Raw genomic sequence first — 19,189 nt, forward strand, 5'->3', positions numbered from 1 at the left:
AGCCGGCATCGCGCCAGGAATGGCCAAAACCGACTTGGAATGCGGGTTTAGAACGCGAAGTTTGACAGATTCTATTCCATTCGCAAGCCGAAGTAGGGCCGGCGCCCCTCATGGTTTGACGCCGACCAATCCGCACGCGTATGCTCAAACGATCGTTTGAATCCTTCCCTTGGCCACGTGGATTGACCCGACCCGTGAACCGCACCGGCTCCACCAAGGAACGCATACTCGGCGCCGCCGAGACCCTGTTCGCTCAACGTGGCTTCGATGGGGCCTCGCTGCGCCAGTTGACCAGTGCCGCCGGGGTCAACCTCGCGGCGGTCAACTACCACTTCGGCTCCAAGGAAAAACTGGTCGAGCAGGTGTTCCGGCGCCGGCTGGACGCGCTGAACGCCCAGCGCCTCGCCGCACTGGCCAAGGTCGCAGGCAAACCCGACACACGGTTGGAAGATGTGCTCGATGCCTTCATCCGCCCCGCCCTGGAGCTGTCGCACGAGGACGAAGGCTCGCTGTTCATGCGCGTGCTGGCGCGAGCCTTCGCGGAGCACGACGACGGCCTGCGCAAATTCCTGTCCGAGAACTATGGGCATGTGATGCGCCAGTTCACCGCCGAGTTCGCCCGCCTGCTGCCGCGACTGAGCAAGGAGGAACTGTACTGGCGCATCGACCTGGCGACCGGCGCGTTGACTCATGCCATGTCCGGCTTCGGCATCATCCAGCGCAAGAGCGACGTCAGCGAACGCGCCCATCGCGAGCAGACCGTGCAGCACCTGATCCGCTTCGCTGCCGCCGGACTCAACGCCACCTGACTTATCGCGCCGCCACGACCGCGCCACCGCTTCGATCAACTTCGTTTCGCATGCTGTCCTTCATCCGGAGACTTCCATGACCGCTTCATCCACCACCACCCCGACGCTGCGCATCCGCAAGGCGGCCGTGCTCGGCGCCGGCGTCATGGGTGCGCAGATCGCCGCGCATCTGACCAACGCTGGCGTCGAAACCGTGCTTTTCGACCTTGCCGCGAAGGAAGGCCCCAAGAGCGGCATCGCGCTGAAGGCCATCGAACACCTGAAGAAGCTCTCCCCCGCCCCACTGGCCGACGCCAACCTCGCCACCGCCATCATCCCTGCCAACTACGACCAGCATCTCGCCCTCCTGGAAGGCTGCGACCTGATCGTGGAAGCCATCGCCGAGCGGATGGACTGGAAGCTGGATCTCTACAAAAAGATCGCCCCACACGTCTCGCCCACCGCGGTGCTGGCGTCAAACACCTCGGGCCTGTCAATCAACGGTCTCGCCGAGGCACTGCCGGAGGAGATACGCCACTGTTTCTGCGGCGTGCATTTCTTCAACCCGCCGCGCTACATGCACCTGGTCGAAGTGATCCCGACCCGCCTCACCGACCCGAAGGTGGTCGAAGGCCTCGAGGCCTTCCTGGTCACTACCGTGGGCAAGGGCGTGGTGATCGCCCGCGACACGCCCAACTTCATCGGCAACCGCATCGGCGTGTTCTCGATGCTGGCCACCATGCACCATACCGAACAGTTCGGCCTGGGCTTCGACGTGGTGGACGCGCTCACCGGCCCCGCCGTGGGCCGCCCGAAGAGCGCCACCTACCGAACCGCCGACGTGGTGGGCCTGGACACCATGGCGCATGTCATCAAGACCATGGCCGACACCCTGCCCGACGACCCGTGGCATGCCTACTTCAAGGCGCCCGCATGGCTCTCCGCGCTGATCGAAAAGGGTGCGCTGGGCCAGAAGAACGGCGCCGGCTTCTACCGCAAGGCCGGCAAGGACATCGTGGTGCTCGACGTCGCCAAACAGGATTACCGCGCCTCCGAGCAGAAGGCTTCGGACGAAGTCACCGCCATCCTGGCGATCAAGAACCCCGCCGAGAAATTCGCCAAGCTGCGCGCCTCGCAGGACAAGCAGGCGCAGTTCCTGTGGGCCACCTTCCGCGACCTGTTCCACTACACCGCCTACCATCTCGCCAACATTGCCGACACCGCGCGCGACGTGGACTTCGCCATTCGCTGGGGCTACGGCTGGAAGCTTGGCCCGTTCGAGACCTGGCAGGCCGCCGGCTGGCAGCAGGTGGCGCAGTGGGTGCAGGAAGACATTGCCGCCGGCAAGGCCATGAGCAGCGCGCCTCTGCCCGCATGGGTGCTGGACGGCCGCGACGGCGTGCACGGCAAGGACGGCTCCTGGTCGGCTGCCAACGGCAAGTACAAGCCGCGTTCCGCGCACCCGATCTACCAGCGCCAGCTGTTCCCCGATCCCATCCTCGGCGAGAAGCTCGACCAGGGCAGCACGGTGTGGGAGAACGACGGCGTGCGCCTGTGGACGCTGGGCGACGACGGCGTCGGCATCATCTCGTTCAAGACCAAGATGCACACGGTCAACGACCAGGTGCTCGACGGCATCCAGCACGCCATCGGCGTCGCCGAGGAAAAGCTCAGGGCCGTGGTGATCTGGCAGAACGGCGAGCCGTTCTCCGCCGGCGCGGACCTGAAGGGTGCACTGTGCCTGCTGCAGGCGGGCAAGTTCGACGACTTCGAGCAGATGGTCGCCAACTTTCAGCGCACCAGCATGCGCATCAAGCATGCGCTGGTGCCGGTGGTCTCCGCCGTGCGCGGGCTCGCACTGGGCGGCGGCTGCGAGTTCCAGATGCACTCCGCGCGCACTGTGGCCGCGCTGGAAAGCTACATCGGCCTGGTCGAGGCCGGCGTGGGCCTGCTGCCTGCCGGCGGCGGCCTGCATGAGCTGGCCGTACGCGCGGCCAAGGCCAATCCGGCCGATCCGTTCGAGTCGCTGAAGAAGGTGTTCGAAACCGTGGCGATGGCCAAGGTCTCGCCCAGTGCCATCGAGGCGAAGAACATGGGCCTGCTGCGCGACAGCGACGTCATCGTGTTCAACGCCTACGAACTGCTCTACGTGGCGAAGAGGATCGCACTGTCCCTGGCCGAATCCGGTTACCGACCGCCGCTGTATCAGCGTTCCGTACCGGTCGCCGGCGACGTGGGCACCGCCACCTTCAAGGCCTCGCTGGCCAACCTGCAGGCCGGCTACTTCGCCTCCGAGCACGACATCGCCATCGCTACCCGCATCGCCGACTGCCTGTGCGGCGGCAACGTGGAGCGCGGTTCGCTGGTGGACGAGGAGTGGCTGCTGGAACTGGAGCGCAAGCACTTCGTGGAGTTGGCCAAGACCGAGAAGACCCAGGCCCGCATCGCGCACACCATGACCACCGGCAAGCCGCTCAGGAACTGACCGGACTTCACAAGCACGTCATCCCGGCGCAGGCCGGGATCCAGTGGCGGAAACCGATCGCTGTCGAAACTGGATTCCGGCCTACGCCGGAATGACGAACAAAACAAACCAAGGCGCGTCGCCGCACCTCTGCGCGACGCCACGGAGCAAGAACCATGAGCAAGCAAGTGCAAGACGCCTACATCGTCGCCGCTACCCGTACCCCGGTCGGCAAGGCGCCGCGCGGCGTATTCCGCAATACCCGCCCCGACGACATGCTGGCCCACGTCATCAAGGCTGTGATGGCACAGGCGCCAGGCATCGATCCACACCGCATCGGCGACGCCATCATCGGCTGCGCCATGCCGGAAGCCGAGCAAGGCATGAACGTGGCACGCATCGGCGTGCTGCTGGCCGGCCTGCCCGACACCGTGCCCGGCGTCACCATCAACCGCTTCTGCTCATCAGGCCTGCAGGCCGTGGCGATGGCCGCCGACCGCATCCGCCTCGGCGAAGACGACCTGATGCTCGCCGGCGGCACCGAGAGCATGAGCATGGTGCCGATGATGGGCCACAAGATCGCGATGAACCCCGCGATCTTCAGCAACGAGCACATCGGCATCGCCTACGGCATGGGCATCACCGCCGAGAACGTGGCCAAGCAGTGGAAGGTCAGTCGCGAGGCGCAGGACGCCTTCGCCGTGGAAAGCCACCGCCGCGCGCTGGCCGCGCAGGCAGCCGGCGAGTTCAACGACGAGATCAGTCCCTTCCAACTCGACGACCGCTACCCCGACCTCGCCACCCGCGGCATCGCCACCGACAGCCGTACCATCGCCGCCGACGAAGGCCCGCGTGCCGGGACCACGGCCGAGGTGCTGGGCAAGCTCAAGACCGTGTTCCGCAACGGCCAGTTCGGAGGCACCGTCACCGCGGGCAATTCCTCGCAGATGTCCGATGGCGCCGGCGCCGTGCTGCTGGCCAGTGAGAGGGCGATCAAGGAATACAACCTGCAGCCGCTGGCCCGCTTCGTGGGCTTCTCCGTGGCCGGCGTCAAGCCCGAGATCATGGGCATCGGCCCCAAGGAAGCGATCCCGAAGGCGCTCAAGCAGACCGGCATCACGCAGGACCAGCTCGACTGGATCGAACTCAACGAAGCCTTCGCCGCGCAGGCCCTGGCCGTGATGGGCGACCTCAAGCTCGACCCCGCCAAGGTCAATCCGCTGGGCGGCGCCATCGCTCTGGGCCACCCGCTCGGCGCCACCGGCGCGGTACGCATCGCCACCCTTCTGCACGGCCTGCGCCGCCGCAAGCAGAAGTACGGCATGGTGACCATGTGCATCGGCACCGGCATGGGCGCGGCAGGCATCTTCGAAGCGGTTTGACGGGTGCCATTGAGCTTGGCGATCTTCGTCAGGCTGCAAAAGTCAAAGAAGGCCACGCTTGGCTGCACTCTTCGAAAGCGAAAACGGCGCCCATCATCGGGCGCCGTTTTCGTGTCGGGAAGATCAGTTCCGCAGCTTATCCACCATCCGTTTCCAGAACGAAGGTTTGGTCTGCAGCGACTGACTATCGGAGGGCTTCGGGGGTATATATCCAGGCTGCATGGCCTGGCAATCCGACAAGAAGGGTTGTGTGAGTTTTTGGACTTGTGCCGGGGCAACCCAGAAACCCACGCGAATCGGACTACCGGTGATCTCGAACCATATGCCCAGTGACATCGCCTGTAACACCGGCGTGAGCTGGGTGAACGGCATCTGGCGCGAGAACACCAATGCGTCGCCATCCGCATGGGGGCGGTCACCCTGATGCTGTTGCCACGCCTGGTCGCCCACCTGGAAGTAGGCATACATGGCGCGCGCAGCCAGCAGCTCCGTGCGCTCGGAACCCACGACGTAGCGGGCAGTCAGCGTGACCTGCCCGGGCGAGCATTGCAGCGTCACCTGATTCTGCCTGCCGTGCACCATCTGTGACAGCAGCAACGAGGGCGGCGCGCCCGGTGCATTTTGATAGGACGCCTCCAACGGCAAGCGACCGTTGTTGGCCACCTGTGTGGCAACCAGCTTTTCCGTGTTCCACCATGCAACGCCATTCACCACCAGACCGGCCACCTGTGCGAAATCGGCCGGACGCACGCCCATCGACTCTACATAGCTGTCCGTGTCCGCCGCTTGCGAAGAAGGATCGGTGGCGCGGTTCGCCTGCAGGTTGTCGTGCAGACCAATGCGGTCGGAGCCACTGGGCGACCAACGGTACACGCCGCCCAGGTAGGCATAGGCGCAGGCGTCAAGACAGGTTGCCGGAAGCGCTGGCGAATTGCCGGTATGCCAGGTTCCCAAATGCGTGTTGAAGCGCGAAGTGCGGAACAGCTTGCCTAGCTCCATGCCAGCCGCGATGTCGCCTGCAGACGAATCCAGATACACGTCCGAGCCAGGCATCAGCTTCCCCGCGTCCAGCAGTTGCCGCACCTGCGCCACGGCCGCGTCGTTGATGGTACCGGCGAGATAGGCTTGCGGCGCCTTGGCCACGCGCAGCGTCATGCTGTCGTTGCGCACATGTACGTTGAGCGGACCTGCCGCCGTCGGCGGAGATTTCGCGAAAAGCGGAAGCATCAACAGGCTTCCGGCCGCGATCAACAGAAATCTCGTGCCATGTTTAGCAATGGAATCGGGCAAGTGGCTCGCCTCGTCTGGAACAAAGAGGCGAAGTGTCGCCCAATCGCGCTTGGCCTTGCATGAATGCAGACCACGCAGGTGTTCAGCGCAACTGACTGTCCTTGCTGCCGCGGCGGTTGTAGAGATTGGCAGCATGCTCTGCGTCGTGGGCCTGCTGGCAGCTCACACACAAGCGCACGCCGGCTATTGCAGTACGTCGTGCCGCTGGAATCGACGCGCCGCATTCCTCGCAATGGCTGAGACTGGGACCGCGCTTCAATTGATTGCGGGCACGCTGCACCGCATCGGCGACTGTGGCGTCGATCTGATCCTGTACGGCGCCATCGCCGGCCCATCCGGTCGCCATGGGAACCTCCGCGAGTTATGGCTGATTACACGATATGCGGGTGCCGCGCTCGGATTTCCAGCCGTTTCGGGGTCGCCGCCAAACGACGGATGATGCACCCGCTCGCCTCTTTGTCGTGTGAATCACTCACGCTGGAACTTGCGGAATAGCCGCGAACCGCGTGATTACGTCAACTGAACAGATAGCTGACGCCGCACTCCGCTTGCTGCTCGCTTCCGGCACAGCTGTGCCGGAGCTCCTCGTAGGGTACCAATTGCTGTTGCAGCCATTCGCGCATCTGCGGCCCGAACAGGCCCTCGGCCTTGCGCTTGGCCTTGCCAGGCAGGCCACTCACCGCGTCGTGCTTCCACGGTTCGTTGCGCAGGTCGGCAATGGGCTGGTTGCAGCTGGCGCCAAGCTTGGCTCTGGCGTCGATGTGCAGGAAGGCGCACAGGCGCCGCCACTCGTGGTGCATGTCGCGGGTAAGGTCGTCCAGGAAAACGAAATGGTGGTGCGGCTGCTGCGCGTGCCTGGCATGGATCTGCGCGGCACGGTTCCAGCGACGCGACCAGGGCACGAGGCCAATGCCCATGGTGTTGAAACCTGCGTAACGCAGGCTCGCATCCGTAATCGAAGCCAGTACGTCCTCGCCAGGGCGGATCACGTGCACGAAACGCGCGTCCGGCACGTGTCGCTCGATCTCCGGAATGTAAAGCAAGTGGCTCGGCGTTTTTTCAACCCAGGCCGTACGTCCCTCGGCCTGCGCCCGTGCATCGAGCGATCTTATAAAACCGCGCACGCAACTGCCGGTGCGCAACGGCCACTCCGGGAGAGCGAACATGTCTGGATCGATGTCGCGCAAGGGTTGCAACGCCCCGCGCGCCTGCTTGCGTGCGAAGCCGAGGTGCTGTCGCAGGCGGCGTCGCTGCGGCTTGGCATCAAGATCGCCCCAACGCCACGCCAGATCACCATACAGGTGCTCGAAAAACGCTGTTTCCGGCATGGTCAGAATCGTCGGATGCCGCGCCAACATCGCCTGCACGAGTGTAGTGCCGGAGCGAGGGCAGCCGACGATGAAAATGCGCTGCATGGTGATGCATACCTCTTTTAACGGCCGTACACAAACCTGACTGTACGCCAACGAGCAAGATCGTACGCGGTTGAATGCGTCATGTCACTTTACAAAACGCAACAGGTAATGCTCCTGGCAAAGTGCCGAGGGGCTCGATCCGCGTGTTTGCTAGGCTGCAGCCTTCACAGCGACGGAGCCTGCCATGACGCAAGGCATCCACACCATCGATACCGGCTTTGTGCGACCGCGCTTCGACGCGGCTTATCTCATCGTGGAAAACGGGCGTGGCGCATTCGTCGATTGCGGCACCAATCATGCAGTGCCGCGCATGCTGGCTGCTCTGGAGGACGCCGGTCTCCGACCAGAGGATGTGGACTGGCTGATCCTTACCCACGTACATCTGGATCATGCGGGCGGCGCTGGCGAACTGATGGCATGCCTGCCGAACGCAAAACTGGTGGTGCATCCGCGCGGTGCGCGGCACATGGTCGATCCATCCCAACTATGGGCCGGAGCCAGTGCGGTATACGGCGAACAGGTGATGGAATCGACCTACGGCCGGCTGCGCCCCGTGCCCGTCGAACGGGTGGTCGAAGCACCGGACGGTCACAGCGTCGATCTCGCCGGCCGGAGCCTGCACTGCCTCGACACACCAGGCCACGCCAAGCACCACCTTGCAGTGCATGACGCACGCACCAACGCCTGCTTTACCGGCGACGTGTTCGGCCTTTCCTACCGTGAGTTCGACACGGCGAACGGTCCCTTCGTGCTTCCCACCACCTCGCCGGTGCAATTCGATCCCGAAGCACTGCACGCTTCCTTGCGCCGCCTGGTTGCTTTGAACCCATCGGCGGTATACCTCACCCATTACGGCCGCGTCGAAGAAGTTGGCCGTCTGGCCGGCGACCTGCATGCACAGATCGATGCCATGGTGGCAATTGCGCGTGCCGCACATGGCAAACCAAACCGGCACGCGAGTTTGGTCGAGGCGCTCACTGCACTGTATGCGGCGCGCGCCATCGCGCATGGCTGGACCGAAGGGCGCGATGCGCTCGCTTCATTGCTGGCCATGGATATCGAATTGAACGCGCAGGGTCTGGAAGTTTGGCTGGATCGCGCTTGACGACACACCACGCCTGAAAGCCGCGAGCCTTACTTCAGTACCTTGCGATATACGTGCTGCGTCTTGACCCGCGCATACCCGAGATTTTCGTAAAACGGGTGCGAACGCTCGCGCGCCACGTTGGAACGCACGCCGATCGACTCGAAGCCCTGCGCGTGTGCCCATGCTCGCCATCGGCAACCAGTGCGCGCCCGATGCCCGTGCCGCGCGCCGCCGCATCCACCACCAACCCGACGATCTCGATACGTTCGCCCGATTCCAGCGTGAGACGGCGCTCGATCGCGATCCAGCCGAGCAGCCCACCATTCCCGTCTTGCGCCACGGTCACGTGGTGTTGCGGCAACGGCAGGATCGCGCGCAATCGATCTTCCATAGCGGCCACGCCCAGCGGATAACCCAATTCGCCGGCCAACCGCGCGATTTCCATAGCGTCATCGACGCGCGCGGTGCGCAGCGCGGCCATCTCAGGCCAGCCGCGTGCCGTTCGGTACCGGGCGTTCGATGGCGGTGAGCACCACGCCATCCGAGGTTGGGAATCCGGTCAGCAGGAACTGCGAACGGAACGGGCCGATCTGTTTCTCAGGGAAGTTGATGATGCCAACGATCTGCCGACCGATCAGGTCCTCGGACTTGTACAACGCCACGATCTGCGCACTGGTCTTCCTTTCGCCGTAGGGCCCGAAATCGGCCCACACTTTCCATGCGGGTTTGCGTGCCTCCGGGAACACCTCGACCTTAGTGACCGTGCCCGCCACGATCAGCACTTTCTCGAAATCCGCCCAGGTTATTTCCGTGGTCTCGCTCATCCTTCCAATCTCGTCTTTAATCCGTCGCGTGCCTGCTGCCACCAATAGTTGAGTTGTGCAGCAAGCAAGCCGAAGGGCTTGTGGGTACTGGCCAAACCGTAGTCGGCAAACTGACGCCAGCCATCGTCGCCCTCGGCGATGGCGGCGGCCAGCAATTCACCGAGCGCGCAAGTGGGCGCCAGGCCGTGGCCGCCGAAAGCTTGCGCCCACCATAACCCCGCATCGTCGCCTTCGCCACGGCCGAGTTGCGGCATCTGGTGGCGCGCATAGCTCATCAGACCCGACCACGCGTATTCGATCTTCGCGCCTTTGAGTTGCGGGAACACCTGCGCCAGGTCGTGCCGGAGAAGGCGCTGCACCGCTTGCGGCGACCGGTTGCGGATGGAGATGCGGCCGCCCCACAGCAAGCGCTTGTCGGGCAGCGGCCGGTAGTAGTCGAAGGCAAAACGGCTGTCGTACACCGCCGCGCGCGTGGCGAGGCATTCGTCGAGCCGTTCACCCAGCGGCTCGGTAGCCATCACATAAGTGGCGATGGGCAGCACGGCGCGGTCGATGGGCTTGTACAAGTCGGCGAGGTAGCCGCCGCAGGCGAGCACCACCTGCTCGGCAAGCAGCTCGCCCTGCGCCGTGCCAAGCAGCCAACGCGAACCTTCGCGCTTGAGTCGCCGCACTTCGCTCTGCTCGTGCACGCGCACACCCTGCCCAGCAGCGGCCGCGGCAAGACCGATGGCGTAGTTGAGCGGGTGCAGGTGCAATGCATTGTGCTCGTACAGGCCGTCGCTGTAGCGGGGACTGCGGACGCGTTCGCGCAGTTGCTCCTGCGGCAGCCAGTCCCAACCTACGCCATAGTGCTCGGACAGCAACTGTTGCCGACGGCGCAGCACCTCGGGATCGCGGAACCAGTTGGCCCAGATCACGCCTTCGTCGACCGCATCGCAGGCAATGGCGTACCGCGCAATGCGTGCGCGAATCCGTTCGACGGCCGCCGTCGTGAGGCCGAACAGCGCACGTGCACGCGTTTCGCCAAGCTGATCAAGCAACGCCTGTTCGCCCAGCGAATACCCGGCGAACACGAAGCCGCCGTTGCGTCCCGATGCTCCGAAGCCGACGCGTTCGCGCTCCAGCAACACCACGTCGCGCACGCCGCGTTCGGCCAGGCCCAGCGCGGTGTTGAGTCCGGCGTAGCCGCCGCCGACAACGGCGACACGTGCTTCCTGTCGCCCTTGCAGCGGCGCATACGCTTCGTATGGCGATGCCGTGGCTGCGTAGTACGACGAAACCGATGGTTGCTTCATGCGCGAGCGCCCCTGTGCGACGGCAAGGCGAGCGAGCATAGCCTATTCATTGCGCCAGCCTCATTGAACCAGGCTCACCTGCAGCGGCCGTTCATCGCTGCGCCCGTGGTCGTCCACCACGCGCACGCGGTAATCGCCTGCGTTGTGCGCTTGCCAGAACAGGCTGCTGCCGGGCCTGCCCTGCCCTACGTAGGCATCGTCCACGAACCAGTACAGTGCGTGCACGTCGGCATCAGCGTTAGCCGTGAACGCAATCGCCGTCCTGTCCCGCTGCCCGAGACGCATCGCATAGGTGCTGGCGCGCAGCGGCGAGGTGATCTGCGGCGGCGAGCCGATCGGGCGTCCTGCATCGACGCAAGCCGGATTCTGCGGCGGCTTTCGCCGCGGGATGCCGGCCTGCGCGAACACCTGCGCAAGATCGGACGGCCAGAACTCGAACACTTCCACGTGGGTGTGCTTGTCTGCGTACGGCGGGCAAGCGGGCAAGCCGGTCGCATCGTCGATCACCAGCGGACGGTGGATGGTGTCCACGCGGATCGGCGACTTGCCGGGAATGAACCACGTCCAGCCGCGCTGCGGACACCATTGGCTGGGCAGGTCACCGCTGGCGAGGCAGATTTCCACGCGCTTGAGATTGGCCGGCATGTGCCGCGACGGTTCCTGCATATGCGGGCGTTCCGCCCGCAGCGCATCGACCACCTGGAAGAACAGCGGCGCAGCGGCGTCCACGCCGACGAAGGCGGGGTTCGCCGAGCCATCGAAATTGCCCACCCACACCACCAGCACGTAGGGACCGAAGCTGCCCGCCGTCCACGCATCGTGGAAGGCCCACGAGGTACCGGTTTTCCAGTACACCGGCAGGCGCGTGTTCTCTGCACCGAAGGCCGCATCGGGACGCGGGTTCTGCCGCAGCATGTCCATCACCATGAGGCTGGATGCATCGCTCAGCAAGCGCGTGCCGCCCACCTGCGGGTCGCTCTCGCGCAGGCGCAACGGCTGCAGCACGCCGCGGTTGGCAAGCATCGCGTAGAGGTCGCCCAGTTCCTGCATGGTCACCTCGCCGCCGCCCAGCACAAGGGCAAGACCGTAGTGCTGTTCGCTGGCGAGGCGGCTGATGCCGGCTTCCCGCAGGAAATCGTAGAGGCTTGGCTGGTGCAGCTGCGAGGCCACCCACACGGCGGGGATGTTGCGGCTGCGGATCAACGCCTGAGTGGCGGTGATCGGTCCGAGGAAATGCCCGTCGAAATTTTCCGGCGTATAGGGACCGAACGAACTGGGTACGTCGCGCAGCACCGTCTGTGGATGCAGCACACCCTGATCGAAACCCAATGCGTAGATGAAGGGCTTGAGTGCGGAGCCTGGCGAGCGCTTCGCGTTCGTGCCGTTGTTCTGCCCTTCGATGCCGGCGTCGAAATAATTGGCCGAGCCCACCATCGCCTTGATGCCCATATCGCGGGTATCGATCAGCAGCGCAGCCGCATTGCGGATGCCGCGCGGGGCATTGCGCTGCACATAGTTGGACAGTTGCTGTTCTAGGCTGTGCTGCAGATCGAGATCGATGGTTGTGACTACGCGCGGCGGCAGGCGCTCGCCGCTCACGCGTTGCGCGGCGATCAACTGGTCCACGGCATGCGGCGCCTCGAATGGCAACCTGGCCAGGGGGTGCAGTGTGAGCGGCAGGTCGAACAGCGGCTTGAACGAGGCATCGCGCGGATGCTCTTGCAGCCAACGCGCATAGAGATCGTTGCGTGCCCGCGCCAAGGCGGGATTGATGAGCACGCCGCCCTTCTGCAGCGGACGCGAAGGCTCCTGCGGAATCACCGCCAGCGTCAGCGCTTCCGGCAGGGTGAGGTCGCTGGGTGGCTTGCCGAAATACACGAGGCTGGCCGCGCCCACGCCTTGCACGTTGCTGCCGTAGGGCGCGTCGTTGAGATAAGCCTCGAGGATCTCGCGCTTGGAATGGAACAACTCGAGCTGCAACGCATGCGCGATCTGGCGCAATTTTCCCGACGGCGTACGCGTATCCAGACCCCAAAGCAGGCGCGCAAGCTGCATGGTGATGGTAGAGCCGCCTTGCGGATGGCGATGCCGCACATAGGTGACCCACCCGCCACGCAGCAGGCCCCATGCGTTGAAGCCCGGATGCCACCAGTACCAGCGATCCTCGTGCAGCAGTACACCTTCTACGAGTTGTGGCGAGACCTGCTTCAACGGCACCCATTGGCGGTATTGCTCGTCGCTGGCAAGCGTTAATCGCAGCAGGTGGCCGCTGTCATCGTAGAACGCAGTGGAACTGGGCAGGCGCTCGCGCAATGGCTGGTGCGGCCATAGGCGGCAAGCCACGAGCACAGCCGCCAGCAGCGCAAAGCCGACCAACCCGTTCTGCCAGCGGATGAGCAGGCGCTTTAGCAAGCGTATGGCGAACACCCGCTCCTCGCCCCACTCGTCGCCTCGCTCCCCGGTGCCGCGGCCATCCATGGCAGCTCTCCGCGTGCCCCGGCAAGGAAGGGGTGTTCACGGTTGTGAATCACGGCTGTACCACGTCGAGCACGGCGCCTCCGGGAGCCTGTGCCTGGATGGCACGGTCGTACATCTGCTCGGCATAAGCCGGAGCGACCTGGAACTTGCCGGCGTTGGTGGCCTTGATGCGATAGACGAACTCACGTACGTCCGGCGTGGCCGTGCCGTAGATCACCACGCGATCCTCGCGAATGTCCGCGTACTCGGGCTGCCAGGTCGATGAGTCAAGACCGATGGGCGAACGCCACGCGGCAGGCTTGGGCGTGTCGCTGCCATCGCTGTTGCTGTTGTCGTCGCCACTGCCGTTGTCGCCGGCCGTATTGCTGTCCGCCTGTACCGCAGGTGGCGGCTGGATCACCGGATCGAACCCGCCCGGCAGCAGATCGACGATGGCCACGTTGCCCACGCCCTCGTCGCCGGTGGCGCGGATCTTGATGTGCACGTCGATTTCCTCGCCCACCGTGATCTTGTCCAGTGCCTTGCCGTCGGTGCCGGTGTACTCGCGCACGATCTCGATGCCGTTCTTGATCGCCTCCTTCGAGCTGCTGCGGTCATAGCCGCCCTGCGTGGCGATGCGCCATGCCGGCAGGCTGCCCTGGTTGGTGAAGCGCAGCGCCTTCGCCACACCGTCCCAACTACCGCCCAGCAACATGCCGCCTTGCACCTGGCCGATGGGCTTGGCGCTGCCGTCGGCCAGCACTTCGGCGATGCCCAGCTTGTCCAGGCCGGCGGCGGTGTCGTGCGCGTAGCTGTCCAGCGCCAGTACGGTCATCGCGGACGACAAGGTGTTGTAGTCGTTGTGCGCGAGCGGCCACGAGACGTTCTCGAACACGCGCGAGGGCAGCGACTTCGCCTCCTGCGGGAAGTGTTTGGCGATCAGGTAAAGCACGCTGGCATCGCGGGTCAGCGGGTCGTAGTAGTAGCCATAGTCGAAGTCCTCGGCGGCCTTGGCGCGGGTGAGCAGCTTGAGCGGCCCTGCCATCAGGCGATTCGCCTCGGCATCCTGCTTGAGCAGCTTGTACGAAGCAGCCAGCCATGCGGCGGCCAGGTCGTTCGTCCAATCCTTCGGATACTGGTCCTGCAGACGCTTCTGCACCGCGGCCAACTCATTGGTGGTGACGTTGCCCTGGCGGGTCAGCAGGTACACGGCGTAGGCACGCTCGCGCAGCTGGTCCAGCGTGTCCATGCTGTCGTTGGCGGCCAGTTGCCTGAGGTACTGGTTGCCGGCGTCGAGCATATCCTGCGGCACCGCCATGCCGCGTTCGCGCGCCTCGATCAGGAAGTTCATCGCGTAATCGGAGACGAACGGTTCGGCATCCGGCGTGGCCGACCAGAGGCCGAAACCGCCAGCACCGTTCTGCCGCGAGTGCAGCACGTCGAGGAAGTTCGCCAGTGCCTGGTCGTTGCTGATGGTCTTGTCGCCGAAGGCCGGCTGCAACGCGTGCGCGAACACTGGCACCACTGGCCACTTCGACACCACCAGCCGCGGCATCGCCGAACTCACGATCTGCTCGCTGCAGTAGTTCTGGTAGTTCACCAGATAGCTGGTGATGCCTTGCGCCAGCACGACTGGCAAGGAGGAGATCGCCGCATCACGCGAGGCGTAGGCGTCGTACAGCGGACGCAGCAGCTTCAGGTCGGCCTGGCTGCCCGATTCCACGCGGCCCACGTCGACCTGGGTGCGATAGGCCGATGCCGGCCGCACCGACACGTCAATGCCCTGCTGTGCCGACTTGCCTCCATAGCTGGCGGCGAAGCCCAGATGGCCGGAACCCAACTTGTCGGTTGCCCTGACGCGGAAGCGCAGCACGCCTTCGCGCATCGAGGCGAGGCTCACGTCCTGCGTGGCCGGCCCCAGCACCTGCAGCTGTGGACCGGTCTGCAGCGTTACTGCCACCGGTACCGCCTTCGTACCGATGTCCGTGAGGTTGTTGGCCACGCCCACGCTCACCTCGGCCTCGTCCCCTGGGGCCATCGTGGTCGGCACGTTGGGCGAAAGCACAAAGTCGCCGCGCACCGTGGTGGCGCCCTCCCACGTACCAATGCGGTCAGGCGACACCGCCACGGCCATCACACGCACGCGGCCATTGAAATAGTCGGGAACCGTGTAGCTGAAGTCCTTCTCGCCATCGACGTCGACGATGCCCGACCAGTAGGCCACCGGCTTGTCGCGCTTGCGCTTGAACGGGTTGAGCTGGCGGCTGATCGCCGCGTCGGCATCGCCACCGGCAGCGGCGGACAGCGCCATCAGCTTCTCGAACTCGGGCAGGATCAGGTCGAGGATCTGCGAGGTCTTCACCTCGAGCATCTTCTTTCGGAAAAAGTACTGCAGCGGATCGCCAAGTTTGTAACGTGCGACCTGCAGGATGCCCTCGTCCACCGCGAACAGCACCACCCTGGCCGGTTGCGCCGCATGCAGCTTGAAGGTCACGGTGTCGCCCGGTTTCACCAGCGCGGGCGTGTCCACCGTCAGTGCATCGCGCCGCGCGTCGAGGTTCACCGAGAACGGCTCCACGCCGTAGGACAGCGGACTCATGAAGACCTCGTCGGAGGACGGGTCGCGCACGAACTGCACGTTGACGTAGCCGTTGCCTTCGAAGTCCTTGGGCAAGGTGATGCTCTGCACCGAACTGGTGGTGTCGGCATGGAACCACGCGTGTGCGTAGACCTTGTCGCGCTCGATGGTGATCAGGCCACTGCCCGCGTACGGCGCGTGCACGGCGATATGGATGGTGTCGCCAGGCTTGTAGTCCTGCTTGTCCAGGCTTAGTTGCAGTTCGGCATTGCGATCCAACGAACGCGACAAATTGGCATTGCCAGCCACCGAATAGCTGACGCGGTTGACCTCCTTGCGGTCGTTGCCACGCAGGATCAGCAGCGCGTAGTCGCCGGGCTTGTCCGTGGCGAGCGCGTAATCCATGCCGCCCGCGGGAATCGCCAGCGGCTTCTCGTCCACCGGGATTTCCTTGAGCTTGGACTCGTACTTGTAGACGCCGGAGTCCTGCTTGGTGAGTATCGAGACGTAGCGTCGCTCGACCAATTGCGCCTTGAGACCGTCCAGCGCGATGGATTTCGCATCGGGGCCGATCGCCACCAGTCGCACCTTGCGCTCTGCATTGCGGCTCACGTAGTCCAGCGCGTCGTCGCTCTTGTAGCCCACCAGCCAGTCGTTGGAGGACACCAGGGTCTGCGTGGCGGCGGCCACGCTGCGGCCGCCGTCCGCTTCGTGCGCTTTGGCGAGGAAGTAGAGCTGGTAGGTGGCGTCGGCGTATTTCTTGAGGTCGAGGTCGAATTCGGCATGGCCCTTGTCGTCGGTCTTGCCGTCGGCAAGGTTCTCCTCATAACCCTCCTTGGCACGGCGGATGTCGTAGAAATGGTAGTCCGTCCAGCTGTGGAACGCCGGCCACGCCGGACGCAGCGTGAGCGAGGCTTCCACGCGGCGATCCGCGGCGGGCGTGCCGAACAGGTTCTGCGCATCGACCAGGCCCTTGAGCTGATCAGGCTTCACCCAACCCTCGGCGACCTGCTGAGAGAGCTTGGCGCTCACCTTCATGCGGTCGGGCAGGAATTCCTTCACCTGCACCGTGGTGCTGCCGATCTGCGTATCGGCCTTACCCCCGCGCACGATGTAGAGGTTCACCGCCCACGTGCCGGTGGGCGCGGTTTCCGCCGGCGTGTAGCTCAATTCGCCGAAGCCGCTGGAGTCCATCGCCAAGGGCTGCTGCTTCACCGTGACGCCGCGCGGGTCGACGATCTCGGCCTGCAGCGGAATACCCGCCACGTTGCGCGCCCATTCCGCAGCGCGCACGATCAGGCCGATGTGAAAGGTATCGCCGGGACGATAGATGCCGCGGTCGGAAAACAGATAACCGCTGAGCTGGCCGGCGTTTGCTGCATTTGCCTCGCCACCGATGTCGAAGCGCGAGAAGTCGAGCTGGCGGTCGGAGCTGCCTACCGGCAGGAAGGAAAGATCCTCGCCCTTGCTCACCACGTAGAGCGCGGGCTTCTTCTCGCGGTCCAACCCCTTGAGGCTGGGGAAATGCACCACGCCTTCGGCGCCGGTGGTCTGCGTGAAGAGCGTCTGCCCGTTTACCGCAAGCACCGACACGCTGGCGCCTGCCACCGGTTGGCCGTTGCCGATGGACTGCACGAACACATCCTGGCTCCCGTCCAGCGCCTGCTTCACCAACATGCCGAGGTCGGTGACCACGATGAGGCGGTTGTCGCTGGGCGAGGCATCATTGTTGCCATCGCCGTTGTCGCCGTCGTTGTTGTCACCTGCGTTGTCTGCAGCGTCGTCGGCTGCCGCTACCGTGGTTGCAGCAGCCGGCGCCGCCGCGGATCGACCGGGTGCAGGCGCCAGGCCCTGCTGCGCGAGCGCGCGTGCCTTCACCGCCTCGGCCGCGCGCTTGGCAGCGGCGGCCGGGTCGTAACTGGAAAGGTGCAGCCAGAACACGCCGCGACGTCCCGGCTTGAGGTATTGACCGAGGTCAACACCCTCGTAATGCGCCTGGCTCGGGCCGCCTTGCGGAAACGAACGCTTGATCTCGTAACGTTCGACGATGTGACCCTCGTCGAAGTCATAAGGCAACTGCGGATGGCTGTAGTCGCCCGAATTGAGGCTGACCAGATGCTGCAACTGGTCGGGCAGCACACGGCCGATCTCCACGCGCATGCCAGGCATGTTGCGCGAGACCACCGAGACGCGCTTGCTGCCACCCAGTGACAGCAGCGAACCGTCCGCCATGAAGCGCAGCAGCTTGGGATAATCCGGCACGGTGAACACGCGCGCCACCGGCCGGCCCAGCACGTAGCCGCCGAAGGACTTCACGTCCTTGCCGATGCGAACGTAGATGCGCTGGCCCGGCGTGGCCTGGTATTTGAAGCTCTGCAATTCCTGATAGTCGTTCTCGGTGGGCACCACGTCGAGCTTGAGCACCTGCGACTTGCGCAGCACGTCCTCGCCGACCTCGGATACATCCCACTCGTAAGGCTTGCCATCGTCGGAAGCCTGCTCACCTGGCTTGTTCGCCGGCAACACCCAGGCCTGGGTCACGTCAGCCACGTCGCTGCTGCGTACCGCGCCGCTGAAGTTGGCCACCATCACCTGTTCGGGTTCGTACTTGTCGTTGTTCACCAGCGTGGGTGAAATATCGTCCACCGTGAGGCTGTAGAGGCCGGGGATGCGCACACTGGCCTTGAGCGGATCCTTGGTGCCCATGCCGCCACGCGTGCTGCGCACGCCGCTGTCGATCGTGACCGCCACCGCGCCGTCGTCGTGCGGCAAGGCCAACGGCTGCGAGTGGATCCATGCATGCAGGCGGGTCTGGTCGTAGGTCACGGTGTACTTCAGCGTGTCGCCGCGCTTGCCATCCTTGTCGGCCAGAGCCAGCGCGATGCGCCGTTCGAATTGCGCGGCATCGATGGGATAGCTGAAGTCCACCGGCACGATCACCTGCTTGGCGGTGGCGTCCTGCGGGTCCTGGTAGAACTCGCCCCGTCCCAGCGTGGCGGTGAAGGGTGCAGTGTCGAACTCGAAGCCGTCATCCGCCATCAAGGCCTGCGGCGCGAAGGTCTTGCGCACGTCGAAGCGCACCTTGTAGTGCTGGCCGACCGGCCAGTCCGCCGCGGGCGTAAAGCGCAAGGTATGGTCGTCCACCCAAGTCCATTGGCCCTTGGTGTCCGGGCTCATGGCAATGCCCTCGGTCACCGGCTTGCCGACGCGCTCGATCGGCGCCGCCGATCCCGAGAACGCGAGCTCCAGCGGATGCACCACGACCGGTTGCTTGCCGTAGTCGGTGAGCGCCGGTGCCTGCACCGTCCAGGTGATCTGCTGCGGCTGCGGCGGACGCGGTCGGCTCTGGTACCAGCGCCAGCCGTACCAGCCACCGCCAGCCAACACGACTGCCGCCAGCAAGGTACCGGCCGAACGCAACGGGTTGCGGCGTACGACATGCATCCAGCCGGGTGCCGACCATTGCACGTTGCCGAGCAGCGGCCGCAAGATCCAGCCAAGGACATGCCCCGCCATGCGCAGCAGGCGCACTGGCAACAGGAGCAGGAAACGCAGCAGATCCATGATGCTTCCCTCGATTCATCCGTCGAATGACGCCGGCCCTTGCGG

12 protein-coding genes are annotated in these 19,189 nt (G+C 64.8%); 4 read left to right on the plus strand and 8 right to left on the minus strand.

Going from position 1 to position 19,189, the window contains the following annotated elements:
* Window positions 1–140 precede the first annotated feature (140 nt).
* The 3 genes from ISP25_RS22855 (at window position 141) to ISP25_RS22865 (ending at window position 4,634) form a co-directional block, all read left to right on the plus strand.
* Window positions 141–809 (plus strand): TetR/AcrR family transcriptional regulator, encoded by a 669-nt coding sequence (locus tag ISP25_RS22855; protein WP_192157259.1) that lies wholly within the window; start codon window positions 141–143, stop codon window positions 807–809.
* A 76-nt stretch (window positions 810–885) separates the two neighbouring features.
* On the plus strand, window positions 886–3,273 hold the full coding sequence (locus tag ISP25_RS22860) for a 3-hydroxyacyl-CoA dehydrogenase/enoyl-CoA hydratase family protein (RefSeq protein ID WP_404611972.1): 2,388 nt from the start codon (window positions 886–888) through the stop codon (window positions 3,271–3,273).
* A 155-nt stretch (window positions 3,274–3,428) separates the two neighbouring features.
* On the plus strand, window positions 3,429–4,634 hold the full coding sequence (locus ISP25_RS22865) for an acetyl-CoA C-acyltransferase (RefSeq protein ID WP_404611974.1): 1,206 nt from the start codon (window positions 3,429–3,431) through the stop codon (window positions 4,632–4,634).
* Window positions 4,635–4,757: 123 nt separating this feature from the next.
* Here ISP25_RS22865 and ISP25_RS22870 read toward each other — a convergent pair whose 3' ends face one another.
* The 3 genes from ISP25_RS22870 to ISP25_RS22880 all read right to left on the minus strand — a co-directional run bounded on the left by ISP25_RS22870 (window position 4,758) and on the right by ISP25_RS22880 (window position 7,339).
* Entirely contained in the window at window positions 4,758–5,861 is a 1,104-nt protein-coding gene (locus tag ISP25_RS22870) for a hypothetical protein (RefSeq protein WP_404611976.1), read from the minus strand.
* 145 nt (window positions 5,862–6,006) lie between these two features.
* On the minus strand, window positions 6,007–6,270 hold the full coding sequence (locus ISP25_RS22875) for a DksA/TraR family C4-type zinc finger protein (protein ID WP_404611978.1): 264 nt from the start codon (window positions 6,268–6,270) through the stop codon (window positions 6,007–6,009).
* 169 nt (window positions 6,271–6,439) lie between these two features.
* A complete protein-coding gene (locus ISP25_RS22880; protein WP_404611980.1) occupies window positions 6,440–7,339 on the minus strand; it encodes a sulfotransferase family protein in 900 nt (299 codons plus the stop codon).
* A gap of 184 nt (window positions 7,340–7,523) precedes the next feature.
* Here ISP25_RS22880 and ISP25_RS22885 point away from each other — a divergent pair, with 184 nt between their 5' ends.
* On the plus strand, window positions 7,524–8,444 hold the full coding sequence (locus tag ISP25_RS22885) for an MBL fold metallo-hydrolase (protein WP_192157247.1): 921 nt from the start codon (window positions 7,524–7,526) through the stop codon (window positions 8,442–8,444).
* A 34-nt stretch (window positions 8,445–8,478) separates the two neighbouring features.
* Here the strand turns inward: ISP25_RS22885 and ISP25_RS22890 are convergent, their stop codons facing one another.
* The 5 genes from ISP25_RS22890 to ISP25_RS22910 are packed head-to-tail and all read right to left on the minus strand — an operon-like array spanning window position 8,479 to window position 19,144.
* Window positions 8,479–8,907: a GNAT family N-acetyltransferase gene (locus ISP25_RS22890; RefSeq protein ID WP_404611982.1), complete on the minus strand. Its 429-nt coding sequence runs from the start codon at window positions 8,905–8,907 to the stop codon at window positions 8,479–8,481.
* 1 nt (window position 8,908) lies between these two features.
* The gene (locus tag ISP25_RS22895; RefSeq protein WP_404611984.1) at window positions 8,909–9,250 is read right to left on the minus strand and encodes a tRNA-binding protein; all 342 of its coding nucleotides are present in this window, start codon (window positions 9,248–9,250) and stop codon (window positions 8,909–8,911) included.
* Window positions 9,247–10,545 carry an NAD(P)/FAD-dependent oxidoreductase gene (locus ISP25_RS22900; RefSeq protein WP_404611986.1) on the minus strand — a complete coding sequence of 433 codons (1,299 nt, stop codon included), beginning with the start codon at window positions 10,543–10,545 and terminating at the stop codon, window positions 9,247–9,249. Before ISP25_RS22900 ends, ISP25_RS22895 begins: the two co-directional genes overlap by 4 nt.
* A 60-nt stretch (window positions 10,546–10,605) precedes the next feature.
* Window positions 10,606–13,023 carry a penicillin-binding protein 1C gene (gene pbpC / locus ISP25_RS22905; protein ID WP_404611988.1) on the minus strand — a complete coding sequence of 806 codons (2,418 nt, stop codon included), beginning with the start codon at window positions 13,021–13,023 and terminating at the stop codon, window positions 10,606–10,608.
* 49 nt (window positions 13,024–13,072) lie between these two features.
* A complete protein-coding gene (locus tag ISP25_RS22910) occupies window positions 13,073–19,144 on the minus strand; it encodes an alpha-2-macroglobulin (protein WP_404611990.1) in 6,072 nt (2,023 codons plus the stop codon).
* Between the last annotated feature and the right edge of the window lie 45 nt (window positions 19,145–19,189).

It is taken from the genome of Rhodanobacter hydrolyticus, assembly GCF_044904645.1.